18 protein-coding genes are annotated in these 18,194 nt (G+C 67.1%); 9 read left to right on the top strand and 9 right to left on the bottom strand.

From position 1 onward, the window contains the following. Positions 1–49: 49 nt before the first annotated feature. The 3 genes from KRX55_RS06590 to dut all read right to left on the bottom strand — a co-directional run bounded on the left by KRX55_RS06590 (position 50) and on the right by dut (position 2,369). The gene (locus KRX55_RS06590) at positions 50–670 is read right to left on the bottom strand and encodes a DUF3159 domain-containing protein (RefSeq protein ID WP_218407093.1); all 621 of its coding nucleotides are present in this window, start codon (positions 668–670) and stop codon (positions 50–52) included. 89 nt (positions 671–759) lie between these two features. Beyond that, positions 760–1,719, bottom strand: coding sequence for a DUF3710 domain-containing protein (locus KRX55_RS06585; protein WP_218406979.1), 960 nt, complete (start codon positions 1,717–1,719; stop codon positions 760–762). A 203-nt stretch (positions 1,720–1,922) separates the two neighbouring features. Then, positions 1,923–2,369 (bottom strand): dUTP diphosphatase, encoded by a 447-nt coding sequence (gene dut / locus KRX55_RS06580; RefSeq protein ID WP_218407092.1) that lies wholly within the window; start codon positions 2,367–2,369, stop codon positions 1,923–1,925. 105 nt (positions 2,370–2,474) lie between these two features. Here dut and KRX55_RS06575 point away from each other — a divergent pair, with 105 nt between their 5' ends. Beyond that, positions 2,475–2,990, top strand: coding sequence for a DUF3093 domain-containing protein (locus KRX55_RS06575; protein WP_218406978.1), 516 nt, complete (start codon positions 2,475–2,477; stop codon positions 2,988–2,990). Positions 2,991–3,095: 105 nt separating this feature from the next. On the opposite strand, the gene KRX55_RS06570 is transcribed toward KRX55_RS06575, so the two are convergent. Together KRX55_RS06570 and KRX55_RS06565 are read right to left on the bottom strand one after the other, a co-directional pair. Continuing rightward, entirely contained in the window at positions 3,096–3,389 is a 294-nt protein-coding gene (locus KRX55_RS06570) for a DUF4193 domain-containing protein (RefSeq protein ID WP_218406977.1), read from the bottom strand. Positions 3,390–3,589: 200 nt separating this feature from the next. Next, entirely contained in the window at positions 3,590–4,471 is an 882-nt protein-coding gene (locus KRX55_RS06565) for an inositol monophosphatase family protein (RefSeq protein WP_218406976.1), read from the bottom strand. A gap of 84 nt (positions 4,472–4,555) precedes the next feature. Between KRX55_RS06565 and ppgK the strand changes: the two genes are divergently transcribed. Both ppgK and KRX55_RS06555 read left to right on the top strand, forming a co-directional pair. Beyond that, positions 4,556–5,311, top strand: a complete 756-nt coding sequence (gene ppgK / locus KRX55_RS06560; protein ID WP_218406975.1) for a polyphosphate--glucose phosphotransferase — start codon at positions 4,556–4,558, stop codon at positions 5,309–5,311. Between the two features lie 374 nt (positions 5,312–5,685). Beyond that, positions 5,686–7,341 (top strand): RNA polymerase sigma factor, encoded by a 1,656-nt coding sequence (locus tag KRX55_RS06555; protein ID WP_218406974.1) that lies wholly within the window; start codon positions 5,686–5,688, stop codon positions 7,339–7,341. A 110-nt stretch (positions 7,342–7,451) separates the two neighbouring features. Here the strand turns inward: KRX55_RS06555 and KRX55_RS12045 are convergent, their stop codons facing one another. The 3 genes from KRX55_RS12045 to KRX55_RS06540 all read right to left on the bottom strand — a co-directional run bounded on the left by KRX55_RS12045 (position 7,452) and on the right by KRX55_RS06540 (position 10,828). Beyond that, a complete protein-coding gene (locus KRX55_RS12045; RefSeq protein WP_218406973.1) occupies positions 7,452–8,795 on the bottom strand; it encodes a DUF418 domain-containing protein in 1,344 nt (447 codons plus the stop codon). A gap of 87 nt (positions 8,796–8,882) precedes the next feature. Beyond that, on the bottom strand, positions 8,883–10,541 hold the full coding sequence (locus KRX55_RS06545) for a DEAD/DEAH box helicase (RefSeq protein WP_255567646.1): 1,659 nt from the start codon (positions 10,539–10,541) through the stop codon (positions 8,883–8,885). 47 nt (positions 10,542–10,588) lie between these two features. Then, on the bottom strand, positions 10,589–10,828 hold the full coding sequence (locus tag KRX55_RS06540) for a DUF3039 domain-containing protein (protein WP_198736052.1): 240 nt from the start codon (positions 10,826–10,828) through the stop codon (positions 10,589–10,591). A 57-nt stretch (positions 10,829–10,885) separates the two neighbouring features. Between KRX55_RS06540 and KRX55_RS06535 the strand changes: the two genes are divergently transcribed. From KRX55_RS06535 to KRX55_RS06515, 5 genes are all read left to right on the top strand, one after another. Beyond that, a complete protein-coding gene (locus tag KRX55_RS06535; RefSeq protein ID WP_218406971.1) occupies positions 10,886–11,434 on the top strand; it encodes a DUF3099 domain-containing protein in 549 nt (182 codons plus the stop codon). Between the two features lie 53 nt (positions 11,435–11,487). Beyond that, positions 11,488–13,098, top strand: a complete 1,611-nt coding sequence (locus KRX55_RS06530; protein WP_218406970.1) for a DUF7782 domain-containing protein — start codon at positions 11,488–11,490, stop codon at positions 13,096–13,098. Positions 13,099–13,114: 16 nt separating this feature from the next. Beyond that, positions 13,115–13,555, top strand: coding sequence for a D-aminoacyl-tRNA deacylase (gene dtd / locus KRX55_RS06525; protein ID WP_218406969.1), 441 nt, complete (start codon positions 13,115–13,117; stop codon positions 13,553–13,555). A 115-nt stretch (positions 13,556–13,670) separates the two neighbouring features. Continuing rightward, entirely contained in the window at positions 13,671–14,660 is a 990-nt protein-coding gene (locus KRX55_RS06520) for a sigma-70 family RNA polymerase sigma factor (RefSeq protein ID WP_234034463.1), read from the top strand. A gap of 390 nt (positions 14,661–15,050) precedes the next feature. Continuing rightward, a complete protein-coding gene (locus KRX55_RS06515) occupies positions 15,051–15,734 on the top strand; it encodes a metal-dependent transcriptional regulator (protein ID WP_218406968.1) in 684 nt (227 codons plus the stop codon). Positions 15,735–15,755: 21 nt separating this feature from the next. Here the strand turns inward: KRX55_RS06515 and KRX55_RS06510 are convergent, their stop codons facing one another. After that, the gene (locus KRX55_RS06510; protein ID WP_218406967.1) at positions 15,756–16,814 is read right to left on the bottom strand and encodes a DUF4192 domain-containing protein; all 1,059 of its coding nucleotides are present in this window, start codon (positions 16,812–16,814) and stop codon (positions 15,756–15,758) included. 346 nt (positions 16,815–17,160) lie between these two features. Between KRX55_RS06510 and KRX55_RS06505 the strand changes: the two genes are divergently transcribed. Then, a complete protein-coding gene (locus tag KRX55_RS06505) occupies positions 17,161–18,159 on the top strand; it encodes a PAC2 family protein (RefSeq protein WP_218406966.1) in 999 nt (332 codons plus the stop codon). The last annotated feature ends 35 nt before the right edge of the window (positions 18,160–18,194 follow it).

The following is an 18,194-nucleotide window of genomic DNA, read 5'->3' as shown; positions in this document are numbered from 1 at the left end:
GGGTGGGAGCGTCGGTCGTGTCCGCGTCCCGGCCGCGTGGGCGGCGACGTCAGGCGGATTCGGATGGCGCGGACTCCACGGGATCCGCTGGATCCGGCGAATCGGCCTCGATGGCCCTCGAGGCGTGCCGCACCGCCCACACGGTCAGGAGCGCCGCGACGCCGGTGAGCGGCCACCCCATGGCGATGCGGGCGATAGCGAGCGCGTTCGTCGCATCCGCGTCGTAGAGATTCCTCTGCACCAGGAATCTCGCGAGGAACACCAGGGACCAGGCGATCGTCGCCCAGGAGTAGGCCCGTCGCGCGCCGGGGACCTTGCGCCAGGACATGTCGTGCCCGTTCACACCGCGCCAGGCGACGCCGACCATGGGCCAGCGCACCACCACGGAGGTGATGAATACGACGGCGAAGAGCAGGGACATCCAGATGCCGTAGAGGAAGTAGGCCTTCGCCTCACCGGTGAACAGCGCGAACGCCGCACCGATCGCCACTCCGAGCAGACCGGAGATCGCCGGCTGGAGATTCTCCCTCCGGGCGAGCCGCCAGGTGAAGATCGTGGTGGCGACCATGAGCGAGGCGATGAGAGCCCAGGTCAGCCCGAACCGGTTGTTCACCGGAATCAGGACGAGAATCGGGAGTGTCGATGACACCAGCCCCCCGAGCCCACCCATCTGCTCGAGCAGCGTCGGAGCCGGAGTTTCATCCTTCCCGGCCGCGCCCACCACGTCCCGCCCCTCGAAGCGGTCACCGTCGACGGACACTAGCGCCCCGACTTCCGGATCTGCTGCATCGCGGATGCCTCAGCTCCTCGATCCGGGTACGTATCCGCCGCTGGCTGACCGGCGGCGTCATCAGGCTGTTCCTCGGACGCTGCGGCCTCGGCGGCCTGCTGCTGCGCGGCCTCCGCCGGGGTGGCGGTGCGCGCCCGGAGATCGCGGGTGTCCATCTTTCCGGTCTCCTGTGCCTTCTTCAGGCGCTCCTGCATCGCCTGGGTGACCTGCTTGGCCAGTGCCTCCGGAAGCGCGACGGGAAGCGACTGCCCGGCGGGCATCGGCCCGTCACCGCGGTAGACGAATGTCCGTGCGGTGACGTCCCTACCCAACTGGGCCAACTCGTCGGCCAATCCGGTGGGTGCCGCGAGGGTCATCCGGAGCATCCACCGGGGCCCGTCGACACCGATGATCCGGATCGCCGCCTCTCCGGCGGCACCGACCACCTCGCGGCCCCAGGGGCCGTGCTCGATGTGAACCGTGAGACCGTCCTTCCGCATCCCCTCGGCGATCTCCCTGGTGGACTCCCGCCACTGACCGGCGGACCGCGGAGCCGCGAAGGCCACCGGGGTGATCCGGCCGTACGCCGTGATGATGTGCAGCATCCGCGGGCCGTTCGGCCCCATCTCCACCTGCACCTCGGAACCACGTGGCAGCGGGACCCCGAGCGAACCGAGGTTGAGCACACCGTCGGCGAAGTCGGAGAAATCGAACTGCCGGATGTCGACGGAGTCGCCGTCAAACGGTCCGACCTCGCCGGTGACCGCGTCGTGGAGCGGGTCCGGACCGTCGGGATCGGCGCCGGCAGGCTCCGGAGCGTCGGACGGCGGCTCCGCCGGGGCCCCGCCGTCACCGGTGGAATCCCCCCGGGACACGGCCGTATCCCGGAGCTCTCCGTCCGAGGGGTCGTCCCGGTGTTCCTTCTTCTTTCCGAATCCGAATAGCGCCATGTGCTTTTCAGTCTCCTTCCCCGCGTCGCCCGAGTTCCGGTGCCGATGGCACGCCGGCTCGGTCACGGGTCTAGTTGTTTTTTCGTCGTGTTCCGGTCTGTTCAACCGGACAATGTCGCGGTCGCGCCCGGGCCAACGGTACCGGCTCCATTATGCAGCCACCGGGGAGGCGTCCGTCGTCGGGCGGGATGACCCGCAACCCCCTAGTCGTCTCCGGGGGTTTCGCCGACACCGGTGGAACCGTACCCGGATGCACCCCGCACCGTTTCATCCAGTGTGCCCGTCTCGACGAAATCGCAGAGCTCCACGCGTTGGATCAACAGTTGCGCGATACGGTCGCCTGGCTCGATCGTGATCGCCTCACGCGGATCGAGATTGATCAGACAGACCTTGATCTCACCCCTGTAGTCGGCGTCGATCGTTCCGGGGGTGTTGACGATCGACAGTCCACGGCGCAACGCCAGACCGCTCCTGGGATGGATGAGGCCGACGAAACCGAGAGGAAGCGCCAGCGCCAGCCCGGTACCGACCAACGCCCGTTCACCTGGTTCGATGACGGTCCGCCGCAACGCGGCGAGATCCACCCCCGCATCGCCCCGGTGGGCACGTCGGGGGCTGACGGCGCTCTGGTCGAGTTTGAGGAAACGGATGGTCGGGGCGGAGGGAGTCGTATCAGTCACACCCCCACACTACGCAACGAGCGACGGTCACTCCCTGCCGACACCCGGCCCGGCCGGCCCCCCGGGTGCAGTAGAATGGCCCCCGTGAGTGAATCCGCATCGAACGCCACCAGGGTCGTCTACCGCGAGCGGCAGTGGGTGCCGTGGTCGTGGTGGATCTTCGGTGCCCTGATCGTCGCGCTCCTCACCGGACAGCTGGCCCACAACCGATCGGAGATCTGGCTGTGGGCCCCCGGGATCATTCTGACCGGCACGGCGATCTGGGTGCTGCTCTCGCTGTCGGGGACCGTCATCTCGGTCGAACTGGACGAAGAGGGCGTTCGTTGGCTGCACGCCGGCGACGCGGTACTGCCGGACGACGCGATCTCCCGGACGCTGGCCGTCCCGGCGTCCGCGAAGAGAAACGCGATGGGAAGACAACTCGATCCGGCGGCGTTCGTCGTATCCCACGGATGGGTCCCCGAGATGGCGATGTTCGTTCTCGATGATCCGGAGGATCCGACTCCGTACTGGCTGATCGGATCCAGGGATCCGGAGGCGCTGATCGCCGCGTTCCTGCCCGGAGACAACGGCCACGACCCCGCGGCCTGACTCCGATCCCCGGTACACCGCACACCGTCCGCGGGACGACAGAGGGCCCGGACGATCACATCCGGGCCCTCTGTCGGTGGGCGGCGCTCCGACCGATGTCGGGGATCAGGCGCAGTCGAGGCAGATCTCGTCGCCGTTGTCCTCGACGTGGGAGAGCCGGTTCTGTCGCTGCACGAGGAAACAACTGCCGCAGGTGAACTCGTCCGCCCGGCGGGGAACGACCTGGATGCTGAGTTCCTCGCCCGAGAGATCCATGGCGGGCAGTTCGAAGGGCTCGACGATCTCTCCGTCATCGTCGAGAACAGTCTGTGCGCTCTCGGAGGCCTTCAGCCCCTCGAGGGAATCAGTCTCAATGTCATCGTCGGGCCGCAGCCTCGGGGCGTCGTAATCGGTAGCCATGATGTCGGCTCCTTTTTCTCACAATGGGGTCGGGCGGGGCAGATCAGGCAGCGGGACCTGACCCGCCATCGTATTGCATGTCGACGCGCATATTAAGCCCTAAATCCGCCCTTGTCATATTCAGCCGCCCGCGACACGTTTTCAGCAGTTCACGGGTTCGGAAGCGGATCTTCTATCCGACACCGAAGGGGTGCGCGGTTTCACTCCGCACGCCGCAGAACCCCGGTGACTCCGCACCGACCGAGGAGGGCACCGAAGTCGTCCGCCAGGGTGCCCGCCGCCGCCCAGATCAGTTCGCCGTCCGCCGACCTGGACCCGAGCGCAGGGGCTTCGACACGGGCACCCGCCTCACGGGCGATCACGGATCCCGCCGCGAAATCCCATCCGTTGAGCGCGTGCTCGTAGTAGGCGTCCACCCGACCGGCGGCGAGCTGGCAGAGATCGAGTGCAGCGCTGCCCATCCGCCTGATGTCCCTCACCCGGGGAAGCATCCGGGTGAGCATCTCCGCCTGATCGCCCCGGAGTTCGGAATCGTAGGAGAAACCGGTGGCGACGAGAGCCAGGTTCGTATTCCTGACCTCGTTGCACCGGAGCCGCCGGGTCCGGCCGTCACCGGCGGTGACGAAGGAACCGCGACCGGTTGCGGCGGAGTAGAGCTCACCGGTCGCCGCATTCAGGACGACACCGGCCACGGGCGTCCCGTCGACGGCCGCGGCGATCGACACCGCGTACATCGGCACGCCGTAGAGGAAGTTGACCGTGCCGTCGATGGGGTCGATCACCCAGTCGACGGAGGTCGAGGATTCCCGGTGCGCGCCCTCTTCACCGATGAGACCGTCCCCCGGTCGTTCTTCGGCGATGAGGCCCGTCACCAGCTCCTCGACGGCCCGGTCCACCACGGTGACGGGGTCGACCTCCGAGGATTTCAGCGTGACGGACGCACTGAGGTCGTCGATCCGGGAGAGTTCGTCGACGATGAGCCGGTGGGCCTGCCGGGCCCAGTCCACGGCCAGGTCCCGGAGAATCTCCGGGTCCGTGCTGTGTTGTGTCTGTCCGTCTGCGGAAGCGTTGGTTTCAGTCATGGTTCCATTGTGCCGCCGGGGCCGCCGGACGTCACGGCGGAGAATCCGGAAGGGCACGACCGGTCGGCTTTGTACAATGGCGCCATGACGAACATCGGTTTTGGAATAGACGTCGGAGGCTCAGGTATCAAGGGTGCCCGGGTGGACCTGGACACCGGCGAGTTCATCGACGACCGGATCAAGATACCCACGCCCAAACCCGCGACGCCCGAGGCCGTCGCCGCGACAGTGGAGGAGATCGTTCGTCTCGCTGACTGGGACGGCCCGGTCGGGATCACGCTCCCCTCCGTCATCAGGGATCAGCGGGCCCTGACCGCAGCCAACATCGACCCGTCCTGGGTCGACACCGATGTCAACGCACTCTTCCACGAAACTCTCGGCCGCCGCCGCATCAGTGTCCTCAATGACGCGGACGCCGCGGGTCTCGCCGAGGTCTCCTTCGGCAATCCCGATGCCCGGACGGGATCGGTGATCCTGCTGACCTTCGGGACCGGTATCGGCAGTGCGTTCCTGATGGACGGGGAACTGTTCCCGAACACCGAGCTCGGCCACCTGCTGATCGACGGGGTCGAGGCCGAACACCTCGCGTCCTCCGCGGTCAAGGAGCGGGACGACCTCGGCTACGGCCAGTGGGCCCGCGAGCGGGTCACGCCGGTGCTCCGGGAATTCGAGCGGTTGTTCTGGCCGTCGCTCTTCATCGTGGGTGGCGGTATCTCGCGGAAGGCCCACAAGTGGGTACCGAAACTGGAGTGCTCGACCCGGGTCGTTCCGGCGGAGCTGCGGAACCGGGCCGGAATCGTCGGCGCGGCGATGGCCGTGGACCGCGACCTCACCCCGTAGCGTTCGTGCGGCACGGGCCGCCCCACGGCGCGGAACCAGGTTCCGGACGGTGGGCGTCGTTGTCGCGGGTGTACCGTCGGCGACGTGCACCCCGCAGTTGATCTATACTGGCGAGTTGACCGTGAATTAACTTCGTCTCACTGTAACCACCGCACCCGATCAGAAAACCGGCTCTCAACCGGTGGTAGTACAGCCCGCTGTCTCGGGTGGGGCACAGTGAGGTTACCTGATTCACCCATGTGACCGGCGCAGGCGTCCGTGGAACTCATTGTTCCGCGATCCGCCGTTCCGGGGCCGACCTCCCGACGGAGCCCAGCCCCGGATGACCACCCGGCACCGGACACAGAACACGATCTCAAGGCGAAAGGGCGCACGTGGCAGCCACTGATTCTTCAGACCTGGCCCGACCGGGGGACACCGACACCCCCTCCTCGGACACACCCGCAGCACGCAAGACGGCAAAGAAGACAGCCCGGAAGACCGCACGCAAGGCATCGGCCAGGAAGGCCGCCCCCCGGACCGCCCGGGCGTCGTCAGCGGCATCCACATCCGGAAACGACGATGCCGGGGAAGCCCAGGAAACCGCCTCCACCCCCCCGGTGAAGAAGACCGCCAGGAAAACGGCACGGAAGACCACCCGGAAGGCCGCGCCGAAGAAGACCTCTTCCAGGGCCGCGACCGGCACCGACTCCACCGCCGATGCCGCCGACGACGGGGAGAAGACCCCACCCACGAAAAGCACGAGGAAGACCGCCCGCAAGGCTCCGGCCAAGAAGACCGCGAAGAAGACCGCCCGCAAGGCTCCGGCCAAGAAGGCGGCACCGAAGAAGACCGCCGGGAAAGCTGCGACGAAGAAGTCCGGCTCGGACCCGGGCACACCTCCGGACGACGCGGATGAGGTGTTCATCACCACCGATCCCTCGGACGAGGATGACGACTTCACGGCAGCCGATCTCCCCGCGGACGAGGACAACGAGGACACCGACGATGTGGTCGATGCCGACGATGACGATGACGAGGACGGTTCCTCCGTCTGGGACGAGGATGAATCAGCGGCACTCCGTCAGGCCCGCAAGGACGCGGAGCTGACGGCGTCCGCCGACTCGGTCCGCGCGTATCTCAAGCAGATCGGTAAGGTCGCCCTGCTCAACGCCGAGCAGGAGGTCTCCCTCGCGAAGCGGATCGAGGCGGGACTCTACGCCACCTACCGTATCGAGCAGATGCAGGAGGCCTTCGCCGCCGGTGACAAGGACGCGAAGCTCACCCCCGCCGTCAAGCGGGATCTCCGGGCGATCGCCCGAGACGGCAGGAAGGCGAAGAACCACCTGCTGGAGGCGAACCTCCGCCTCGTGGTCAGCCTGGCCAAGCGCTACACCGGCCGCGGCATGGCCTTCCTCGATCTCATCCAGGAAGGCAACCTCGGTCTGATCCGCGCGGTGGAGAAGTTCGACTACACCAAGGGCTACAAGTTCTCGACCTACGCCACCTGGTGGATCCGCCAGGCGATCACCCGCGCGATGGCGGACCAGGCGCGGACGATCCGCATCCCGGTCCACATGGTCGAGGTCATCAACAAGCTCGGTCGTATCCAGCGTGAGCTGCTCCAGGACCTGGGCCGTGAGCCCACCCCGGAGGAGCTCGCGAAGGAGATGGACATCTCGGAGGACAAGGTCCTCGAGATCCAGCAGTACGCCCGCGAACCCATCTCGCTCGATCAGACGATCGGTGACGAGGGCGACAGCCAGCTGGGCGACTTCATCGAGGACTCCGAGGCTGTCGTCGCGGTCGACGCCGTGAGTTTCACCCTGCTCCAGGACCAGCTGCAGGATGTCCTGCAGACACTGTCCGAACGTGAGGCCGGCGTGGTCAAACTGCGCTTCGGCCTGACCGACGGCATGCCCCGGACCCTCGACGAGATCGGTCAGGTGTACGGCGTGACCCGCGAGCGGATCCGTCAGATCGAGTCCAAGACGATGTCGAAACTCCGGCACCCGTCACGGTCCCAGGTTCTGCGGGACTACCTCGACTAGACCGGCACTCCGCCCGAGCACCCGTCGACACGGCCCGGGTCCGCGATCACAGGTATCGCGGACCCGGGCCGTCGTTGTCGGCCTCCTCCCCTGCCCGGGATCCACCGGGGTCAGTTCTCAGACCTGCCCGGCTCTCCCCGGTCATCGACGATCGGAGCGCGGCCGGAGACCGGCGGGCTCCAGCGCCGTGGGAGCCCGGCTCTCCCGTAGGCGAGCCTGCGGTGCAGCCACTCCAGCGGGCCGGGACGACCGAGACGCTCGAGCACCACGGCGATCACCACCGTCACGAGCCAGACGATGAATCCCGCCGCGGTACCGGCGGCAGCGCTCCCCGGGGTGACCAGATGAAGCCCGAAGGAGGAGAGGAACACCACGCACAGCACCGACTGGAGGATGTAGCCGGTCATGGACCGCCGCCCGAGGGCGATCAGGGCGCTCGTGAAGAAGCCCGGCCGGTACTCATCCCCCGCCGCGCGCGCGGCATCGACCCTCCGCTGGAGAGGCAGGCTGCCCAGGGCGATCGCCGCGACGAGTCCGGGACCGGTGAACATCCCGACGATCATGTTGACCGACTCCAGTCGTGGCGCCCAGCCGGCCGGAGCCCAACCCGCCATCGACAGCCCCCACGGGAGCCCGACGAGAACCATGACGGCGCCCGCGACCCCGACAGCGGTCCACAACACCCGGAGGTGGCTCTCGGGATGTGTGAGGACGCCTTTCCTGGCGGCGACGAAACCGACGATGATCACGGGTGCGACCACCGCGAACTCGACCGGGAACATGAACAGGGACCCGATGATGGTCATCCCACCGAATGCGACGTATTCACCGTAGCTGCCGAATTCCAACGATCCCTGCATGTCGAAAGCCGAGCTGAACATGATCATCGGGATCATGAACAACAGTGCGATCACCTGGAGCACGGCGGCGATGATCAGCAACGTCCGGTCCCTGAGCGGGAGGAGGAAGGCGAGGATCACTCCCGTGAGTCCGTAGAAGGTCATGATGTCGCCGTAGTAGAGCACCAGCATGTGCACTGCACCGAACGCGGCGAGGAAGCCGTAGCGCCGGACGAGGACCGCGCGGGCCCCGCTGACCGGGAAACCCCGACGCCACAGACTGAGGGCGAGGAGCCCGAAACCGTAACCGAGGAGCGTCGAGAACATCGCGACACCACGGACGTGGATGAACAACGCCCCGAACACCACGGCGATACGGTCGTAGACGCTGCCGTCCGCGATTCCGCCCGCCGCCGCAGCCAGATCGGGTTCGTCGCCGACCGGGGCCAGCCAGGTACTGGTGATGTTCGCGATCGCGATCCCGAGGAGCATGAGTCCCCGGGCCAGGTCCGGGCTCACGAGCCGTGCCCGCGGGGGCACCGTTGATGCGCCGGTCGCGCGGGGTGAATCGTCTCCGGACTTCTCCGGCGGTCTGTGCGAGGGGGATGTGCTCACTGTTCTCCTGGTACGGATGTCGGGGACATTGTTCTCACGAGGTGCCGAGCCTACGCCCGTTCCACGGACCCCGGTGGCGCGGACTTCTCACCAGTCTCGCAGGTAGGCGATCCGGTCACGGAGTTGCTCCGCCGTGCACAGTGCGGTCGGCGGGCCGCCGCAGTTCTGCCGGACCTCGTTGTGGATGGCTCCGTGTGGGCGCCCGGTTCTCCCGGAGGTGATGGACACCAGCGTGTTCAGTTCCCTACGGAGCCGGGGAATCTCGTCCGCCGCCGTGGACTTCGTCTCCTCCGCCGACCGGTTCCGTTGCACGGACCTCTTCTCCTGCTCGTGGCGGTGTTCCTCGGCGCGTGCCTCCACCTGTTCGGCCTGGCGCTGCTTCAGCAGTTGACGCATCTGCTCCGCATCGAGCAGCCCGGGGAGACCGAGGTAGTCGGCTTCTTCGGCGGAACCGGCGATCGTGCCGGTTCCGTAGGTTGATCCGTCGTAGATCAACGAATCGAGTTCCGCCTCCGCGCCGATCGACTCGTAGGACTTCGTGTCGTCCGGCTCATTCTTCTCCCTGTTCGCCTCGGCGAGAAGCTCGTCGTCCCAGCCCTCCTTCACCCGGTCCGGTTTCCCGAGAACGTGGTCCCGCTGGGTCTCCAGCCGGGAAGCCAGATCCAGGAGAACGGGAACCGACGGCAGGAACACCGACGCGGTCTCCCCGGGCATCCGGGAACGCACGAACCGGCCGATGGCCTGCGCGAAGAACAGCGGGGTCGATGCTGAGGTGGCGTAGACACCGACGGCGAGCCGTGGCACGTCGACGCCCTCCGAGACCATCCGGACCGCGACCATCCACTCGTCGGCCGAGTTGGAGAAGTCCTCGATCCGCTGCGACGCCCCGACCTCGTCGGAGAGCACGACCGTGACGGGGGTCGAGGACATGGTCCCGAGGATCTTCGCGTAGGCGCGTGCCGTGGTCTTGTCCGTGGCGATGACCAGGCCACCGGCGTCCGGCATCCGCTCACGCAGCTGCATCAACCGCGTGTGCGCACCACGGAGGACCGCCGGGATCCAGTCACCCCTGGGGTCGAGGGCAGTCTTCCAGGCGCGGGCCGTCTGCTCGGCGTTGAGTGGTTCCCCGAGCCGGGCGGCGAACTCCTCCCCCGCCGAGGTACGCCAGCGGGCTTCCCCGGAGTAAGCGAGGAACACGACCGGACGCACCACGCCGTCGGCGAGCGCGTCGGCGTACCCGTAGGTGTGGTCGGCCCGGGACTTGAGGTAGCCCTCCCCGTCGTCGGTGTACCGGACGAACGGGATCGCCGCGTCATCCGAACGGAACGGGGTACCGGTCAGCGCCAGTCGACGTTCGGCGTCGTCATAGGCCTCGCGGATACCGTCGCCCCAGCTCTTCGCGTCACCGCCGTGGTGGATCTCGTCGAGGATCACCAGCGACCTGTGCGCGGTCGCGACGGCGCGGTGCTTGTACGGGTGCATCGCCACCTGCGCGTAGGTGACCACGATGCCGTGGTACTCGGGATTGACCACCCCGGCCGTGTTGGTGAAGTGGGGGTCAAGCGAGAGCCCCACCCGCGCGGCCGCCTGGGACCACTGCACCTTGAGGTGCTCGGTCGGCACGACCACGATGACCCGGTCGACGGTCCGGTTCCCGACGAGTTCGGTGGCGAGCCGCAGCGCGAAGGTCGTCTTGCCTGCGCCCGGGGTCGCGACGGCGAGGAAGTCCTTCGGCTGGGCGGACATGTACTTGTCCAGTGCCGCGCGCTGCCAGGCGCGTAGTCTGCCGCCGCTCACTTCTTGCGCAGGGACCGGTAGACACGCTCACAGTCGGGGCATACCGGCGATCCGGGCTTGGCCTGCTTCGTCACGGGAAAGGTCTCTCCGCACAGCGCAACCACCATGCGGCCGGAGACGGCCGACTCGACGATCTTGTTCTTCTTGACGTAGTGGAAGAACTTCGGGGTGTCGTCGGACGTCGTCGTGTCTTCCCGGACATCGGGACGTTCAATGGTTTTCGTCGTGGTGTTCACGGAACCCATCATGCCCCAATCGCGGCCCCCCGGGCACAACAGGGTTATCGTGGGATCATGGTGCAGCATCGGAGCGACGACGAACCCGGAGGTGATTCCGGTGGTCACACGTCCGCCGATCGATCTCCCCGGGACAGTGTCGCCGCCCCGGCGTCGGCGCCAGCGCGGCGCCGGGGACTGCGCCGGCTGCTCCCCCGGCGCGGCCGGGTCGAGCTCATCACCGACGCCCGCCAGACCCCGCTGGACAACCTGAACGCTAGACGCAGGAAATACGCGATCCTGCAGGGTTCCCGAATCCCGTTTCTCCTCGCGAGTGCGGCGACCTGGGTCTGGTGGGAGAACACGTGGATCTCGGCGATTCTCTTCCTCATCTCGGTCCCGCTGCCGTGGATAGCGGTCGTCATCGGAAACGGTGCCGGTGAACCCCGGGATCCCAGGGTGAGACAGGTCTACAAACCGGCCGTGATCCGCGAACGGAACGCCCGACATATACTGCAGACCGACAGAACCCCCGAGCTGGGGCCCACCATCATCGATTCCGACGGAGACGGAACGACATCCCCCGGGTCCACGGACTCCGGTGGACCCGTCATAGATCACGACTGACCGCCGGAGCAGCCCCGGCCCAGGCAACCCACCGTTCTTCCGAGGAGTCTCCATTGCCCGACGCCCTTTCCGCAGCTGTACCCCACCTCGTCCGGGTCTTCGGGGAACATGGTTTCACCGAGCGCGGGGTTTCGACCCAGCTGGGCGCGGCCGCGTCCGCCGCCCTGTTCCGGGGCGAGTCCGCGGCGGTGCTGCGGGCGACGGACGGACCGGGCGACCCCGGTCGGACCGAACTCATCCGGGTGTTCCTGCTCCGTCGGCCGACCGGGCTCCGGGAACTCGCCGAGCTTCTCGGCACGAGGACGGTGGGGCTCCTCGATGACGCCGGGGTGTTGGAGCATGAACCCGGATCCGACAGGGTCCGGGTATCGGTCGACGTCCGCCCCCGGTCCGTCGATGGCTCCGACCGGTGGGTCTTCGCTGACCCGGATCCGGCGGTGAGCGACCGGAGCCCCGACCCGGACCACGTCCCGGGTGTCGGTGCGGCCTCACTCTCTCTCCTGCAGGCGACACCGACCACCCCGGTGGACAGCGTTCTCGACCTCGGAACGGGGTGCGGGATCCAGTTGCTCGGGCAGCTGAACTGCGCGCAGCGGATGACCGCGACCGACATCCACGATCGTGCCCTCGACTTCGCGGAGGCGACTCTCGCGGGCACCGGGGTCCCGGTGACCCGGGAGGGACGACGGGTGAGCCGCACCGAGGCCAGCGGCGGCGGTGTGGCGATGGTGGATCTGCGCCGCGGATCGTGGTTTGAACCGGTGTCCGGGATGCGTTTCGACCGGATCATCGCGAACCCGCCGTTCGTGGTCAGCCCCGGTGGGGGATTCGTCTACCGGGACTCCGGTCTCGACCTGGATGCCGCGAGTCAGCTCGTCGTGTCAGGTGCTGTGGAGCACCTGACACCCGGTGGTACCGCGCATCTGCTGGCCTCGTGGGTGCACACCGCTGAAAGCTCCTGGACCCAGCGCGTGGCGTCATGGATCCCGGACACCGGTGTGGCCGCGTGGATCCTCCAGCGGGACGTCGCGGATCCGGAGCTGTACGTCGGCACCTGGCTGCGGGACGGCTCCGTCGATCCCCGGTCTCCGGAGGGGTCGCGCAGGACGGTCGAGTGGCTGGACCACTTCGCGGACAACGGCGTGACCGGCATCGGGTTCGGGTTCGTAGCCCTCCAGCGGATCGACGACGACCTGCCCTCCGAGGTCACCGCGGAGGACTTCCGGATCAACGACACCTCAGGACTGGACGAAGAGGTGTCCGAGTTCTTCACCCGCTCCGCGTGGCTCCGCGGCAGGACAGCCTACGAGGTGGCGGACGCCCGGTTCCTGGTACGGCCCGGCGTCGCCGTGGAGGATGTCCGCACCACCGACGAAGAAGCGTGTCAGGGCTTCCGGCCGGCGGCCCTCCGCGTCAGCCGGACCGAGGGACCACGTTTCAGCCACGACATAGACGGGCACCTGCTGGCGATCCTCTCCGGGCTCCACCCGGAGGGACTCAGCCTCGCGGAAACGGTGGAGCTCTACTGCGCCGCACGGGGACTGGATCTCTCGCTGGTTCTCCCCGAGGCCACCGCCGCGGTCGTGGATCTCATCCGTCACGGTATCGTGTTGCCCGCGGACATCACCGTCAGCGACGACGGGGCACACGAGGTGCCCCGGTAGTTCGAAGGAGGATTCCTTGAAAGCTGTTCTGACCCGAGTTTCCCGTGCCAGCGTCACCGTCGACGATGAGGTGGTGGGTGAGATCAACTGCCCGGACACCTGCGGACTGCTCGCCCTCGTCGGCGTGGCCCGCGGCGACGGCGAGGATCCTTCCCGGGTGGAGACCATGGTGCGGAAGATCGCCGAGCTGCGGATCCTGCCGGACGAGGAATCCGTGGAGTCGGTCGGTGCTCCGGTCCTCCTCGTCAGCCAGTTCACGCTCCAGGGGCGCACCGCGAAGGGGCGCCGGCCGAGTTGGTCCGACGCCGCCCCCGGTGCCGAGGCAGAACCGGTGATCGCCGCCATCGCGGAAGGCCTCCGTGCCCGCGGGATCAGCGTCGCCGAGGGCCGGTTCGGGGCGATGATGCGGGTCTCCTCCGTCAACGAGGGACCATTCACCGTTCTCGTCGACTGCTGAAACCGGCGGTCTCCGCGGTCGACCTGCGGAGATGGACGGCGGTACCTCCCCGGGAACTTTCCCGTAGCGTCACCCGTTTAACGGATTGACAACCCGATGAAAGCAGGAGGCCAGTATGACGACCACGTCCCAGCAGGGCATCGAAGTCGAGGAGCCGGACCGGGGGTCACGCCGGGGCCAGACCAATGACAATCCGTCAGCTGATCTGGTCCGCGTCTACCTGAACGGTATCGGCAAGACGGCACTGCTCACCGCCGAGGACGAGGTTCATCTGGCCCAGACGATCGAGATCGGTCTGTACGCCGACCATCTCCTCGCGGATCCCGACAAGAAGCTGACCCGGGCGATGAAACGGGACCTGAAGGTCCTGTCGAAGCAGGGAAAGCAGGCCCGATCTCATCTGCTGGAGGCGAACCTGCGGCTGGTGGTCAGCCTGGCGAAGCGCTACACGGGCCGGGGAATGCCCCTGCTCGATCTCATCCAGGAGGGCAACCTCGGACTGATCCGTGCGATGGAGAAGTTCGACTACACCAAGGGTTTCAAGTTCTCCACCTACGCGACCTGGTGGATCCGCCAGGCCATCACACGCGGCATGGCGGACCAGTCGCGTACCATCCGTCTCCCCGTTCATCTGGTCGAACAGGTCAACAAGCTCTCCCGGATCAAACGGGAGCTGTATCAGAGCCTCGGTCGTGAGGCCACGAACGAGGAGCTCGCCGAGGAGAGCGGAATCGACGAATCGAAGATCGAGATGCTGCTGCGCCAGTCCCGGGATCCGGTGAGCCTGGACATGCCGGTGGGGGCCGACGAGGAGGCCCCGCTCGGGGATTTCATCGAGGACTCCGACGCCACAGACGCGGAGGCCGCCGTGGTCGCCTCCCTCAGACACTCGGACGTGCGCGCCGTGCTCGCGTCCCTCGAGGTCCGCGAGCAGGAGGTGATCCGTCTCCGCTACGGACTCGATGACGGTGTGCCACGTACCCTCGATCAGATCGGTAGGCGCTTCGGGTTGTCCCGGGAGCGGGTCCGTCAGATCGAACGCGAGGTGATGAGCAAGCTCCGCGACGGTGAACGTGCGGACAAGCTCCGCGCCTACGCGAACTGATTTTCCGAGGTGTCGTGTCCCGCCACCGAGGATTCTCCGCGTGTTTGAATCGCTTCAGCCGTTGAAACGGTACGCTTGTTCGGTAACGGCTACAGTCCGGCGGTCAGGACCTCAACCCCCTCCGCTTCCCCGCTCTGTACCGGGAAAGCCCCACCTTTTTCCGTCCCAGCTTCCGGTGAACCCGGTACACCCGGGGTGGAACGGGGGTGAACCCGGAGTTCCACGGGAACAAGATTCGCTCTTCTCCCGTTGCTTCCTATGCGGCGGCAGTGGCGTCCGGGTCACTCCGGGTGTTGGCCGGCCCGCCGGATTACCGGTGCTCGACGAAGTGAACGCGAACACAACCATATTTTTTCGAGCGCACAAAAACTGAGGAAAGGCGTTATCCCCGTGAAGGATCTGGTCGACACCACCGAGATGTATCTCCGCACCATCTACGAGTTGGAGGAGGAAGGCGTCGTCCCGCTGCGCGCCCGCATCGCGGAGCGTCTCGAACAATCCGGCCCCACGGTCAGCCAGACGGTGGCACGCATGGAACGCGATGGCCTGGTCAACGTCGCCTCCGACCGGAGTCTCAAGATGACGGACGCCGGCCGGTCGACGGCCATCGCCGTCATGCGGAAGCACCGGCTCGCGGAGCGTCTTCTCGCCGACAAGATCGGGCTCGACATCCTCAAGGTGCACGCCGAGGCATGCCGCTGGGAACACGTCATGAGCGTCGAGGTTGAGCAACGTCTCGTCGAGGTGCTCGACGATGTCTGTTCGAGCCCGTTCGGGAACCCGATTCCGGGTCTCTCGGAGCTCGGGATCGGGGATGCGGATCAGGTCAAGATCGGGGAACGCGCCGTCGATCTCCCCCATGACGAGAACCTGAGGTGCCGTGTCCTGCAGTACAACGAGATCCTCCAGGTCGATGTTGCGCAGCTGAAGGCCCTCATCGATGCCGGTATGACCATCGGTGCAGAGGTCGAGGTCAGCAACGTCGACGGGACCGTCACCCTCACCCGGAACGGCAACAGCGTCACCGTCGACCAGGATCTCGCTCACGCCGTCCGCCTGGAACGCCTGGGCTGATTCCGCCGGACCGTCGGCGGTTCACCGGCAGCACTCGAGTATGAGATCGAAGCGGCCGCGCCCGTACGCGGAGAGCAGTAACCCGGTCAACCGGTGGTCCGGGTTCTCGTCGTAGGAGCTCCTCAGGGCGGGCCAGACCCGGGTGGTCCGGCCTAGGGCGAGCAACGCGACCGCGTAGACGCAGAGGGCATTGCACCGGATCTCCCCGCTGAACGTCCGGGCCACGACGAGCATCAGATCCGCCAACGGCTCCGCATCCGCCGTGTCGACGGCGTACCCCAGAACGAGGTCCCTGATCCGTCCGTGCGCCACGAGTCCGGCGGCACCGGAGAGAAGACCGGGGTCGGACGCCGGGTTTCCCCCGGACTCCAGCAGACGACGGCTCTCCCCGACCAGGCACGACACGTAACTGTCCAGACGCTCCCCGGGAACGCTCTCACCCGCACCCGGGTTCAGTCGTTCCACGACCTCCGGCCCCGGGGATTCAGCGTTCTCAGTGATGCGCCGGACCCTGTCCTCCGAGAGAACGGAGGAGCTCCGCGCGAAGAAGTCCAGGGCTTCCCGCCTGGTGAGCTCGGGCAGTACCCCTCCGGACGACACCAGCTCACGCATCGCCGCCGCGGTGGCGATGTCCGGGATGACACCGTACCGCCACCGCTCCACTTCGCCGTGTCCCGTCGAGCCCGGGTCACCTCCCGCGGAGTCGGCGAGGATCCGGTAGGGCGCCCCCGAGATGATCTGTGGAACCCACCAGGCGCCGAGGAGGCGGATACCCCGGTCAGCCGCTCCCCGGTGCAGCTCGGTCACGGTGCCGCTGTCGGGGATCTCCCCGGCCCGGCCTTCTCCGACGAAGAACGCGAATGCGTCCGTGACACCGACATCGGCGAGGGCACCGAGGGTACCCGCCACCGCATCACCGTCGGAGAGGTCCGCCCGGGTGGCGGGCCCGATCCGGGATCGCCCCGCACCCGTGTCCCCGGGGTCGAGGGCCACCATCACCAGAGATTCGGTCGGGTAGAAGCCGAGGAATACGGGAATACTCGCGATCAGGTCGGCGGGAAGGGAGAGTGTTTCCGTCATGGCCCACACCGTGGCCCAGGCCACGGGAACCGGGGTCCCTGCGGCGGACCCCGACGCACACAACGGATCCGGTCGACGGATCATCCACCGGTCATGGTGATGATCGTGGCAGATGTTGAGCTGAACGGTGTATCCTTGTGGGTCAGCCTCCATCATCCGGCTGATTCCCGGCGCTGATTCCCGGCGCGGGGACGACCACCGACCCCCGTCGGCCCGGGCCGAACGACATAGGGGTAATTCCCCCCGGAATATTCACCCTCCTGCTGTTGTTGACGGATATGGGTGTCCCCGGGCGGTCCCCGGAGCCGGAGAGCGAGCGCAACAGACGTACGAAGGAGGAACGCACATGCAGGACAACAGTCGCCGCATGTATGAGCTGGAGTACCCCGCGCCCGAGATGAAACCCAAGAACGGCACCACTCTCGTGGTCGCGCTCCAGGGCTACGCGGACGCGGGACATGCCGTGGATTCCTCGGCGAGCCACCTCCTCAGTTCCCTGGAGAACAGTCCCGTCGCAGCGTTCAACAACGACGAACTGATCGACTACCGGTCGCGCCGTCCCGCCGTCCGGATCACTGATCACGAGGTCGTCGACATGGATGACCTCACCCTCGGTCTCTACGCGATGCGGGATTCGGCGGGCCATCCGTTCCTGTTGCTCGCCGGACCGGAGCCCGACATGCGGTGGAACGCATTCACCGACGCCGTCATCGATCTCTCCGAGCGGTTCAACGTCAGCCGGACGATCTGCCTCTACTCGGCGCCGATGACGGTTCCGCACACCAGGCCACTGCTCGTCACCGCACACGGCACATCCGATGAGATAACCCGCAGGCACTTCCGGGTGAACAGCAACATGACGTTACCCGGTTCCGCGTCCCTTCAACTCGAGTACACGCTGGGTTCCCGGGGGCGCTCGGTCGCGGGATTCACCGCTCACGTCCCCCACTACATCGCCGCATCCAACTACCCCGAGGCGACCCTGAAACTCCTGCGTGCGGTCGAGACCGCCGGCTCCCTTTCACTCCCGCTGGGGAGCCTCGAACGGGACTCGGCGAAGATGATGACCCTGCTCCGCGACCAGGTCGACGATTCCGGCGAGATCGCGGCCATGGTCCGGTCCCTCGAGCAGAGCTACGACGAGGAACTCGAGTCCTACCGGGAGGACAATCCCGAAGCTCTCCTCCCCGGTGAGACGGAGGCCACCGACCCGGATGCCCTCGCCGAGGAGTTCGAGAGGTTCCTCGCCTCCGTCGACAACCCGGGAGATCCCGGGGACGGAGAGTCGGACTCCCCCGGGGCCGACGGCGATCCGGCACCGGGCCCCGACGACCGGAATCCCTGACCGGTACAGCAGATGGCGTCGGTCCGGGCCCGCCG

Origin of the sequence: Corynebacterium sp. TAE3-ERU16, assembly GCF_019209935.1 — a bacterium.
In the GTDB taxonomy this organism is placed as follows: Bacteria; Actinomycetota; Actinomycetes; order Mycobacteriales; family Mycobacteriaceae; genus Corynebacterium; species Corynebacterium antarcticum.
Note: the sequence above shows the minus strand (reverse complement) of the source record. Positions and strands in the feature narration are given on the sequence as shown.

Bases quoted from the DNA above. Each gene is read 5' to 3' on its own strand.
- KRX55_RS06585 (WP_218406979.1), bottom strand. From the start codon at position 1,719: ATGGCGCTATTCGGATTCGGAAAGAAGAAGGAACACCGGGACGACCCC.
- KRX55_RS06575 (WP_218406978.1), top strand. From the start codon at position 2,475: ATGGCCCCCGTGAGTGAATCCGCATCGAACGCCACCAGGGTCGTCTAC.
- KRX55_RS06545 (WP_255567646.1), bottom strand. From the start codon at position 10,541: ATGTCCGCCCAGCCGAAGGACTTCCTCGCCGTCGCGACCCCGGGCGCA.
- KRX55_RS06590 (WP_218407093.1), bottom strand. From the start codon at position 670: ATGGGTGGGCTCGGGGGGCTGGTGTCATCGACACTCCCGATTCTCGTC.
- KRX55_RS06570 (WP_218406977.1), bottom strand. From the start codon at position 3,389: ATGGCTACCGATTACGACGCCCCGAGGCTGCGGCCCGACGATGACATT.
- ppgK (WP_218406975.1), top strand. From the start codon at position 4,556: ATGACGAACATCGGTTTTGGAATAGACGTCGGAGGCTCAGGTATCAAG.
- KRX55_RS06565 (WP_218406976.1), bottom strand. From the start codon at position 4,471: ATGACTGAAACCAACGCTTCCGCAGACGGACAGACACAACACAGCACG.
- KRX55_RS06520 (WP_234034463.1), top strand. From the start codon at position 13,671: ATGACGACCACGTCCCAGCAGGGCATCGAAGTCGAGGAGCCGGACCGG.
- KRX55_RS06535 (WP_218406971.1), top strand. From the start codon at position 10,886: ATGGTGCAGCATCGGAGCGACGACGAACCCGGAGGTGATTCCGGTGGT.
- KRX55_RS06505 (WP_218406966.1), top strand. From the start codon at position 17,161: ATGCAGGACAACAGTCGCCGCATGTATGAGCTGGAGTACCCCGCGCCC.
- KRX55_RS06510 (WP_218406967.1), bottom strand. From the start codon at position 16,814: ATGACGGAAACACTCTCCCTTCCCGCCGACCTGATCGCGAGTATTCCC.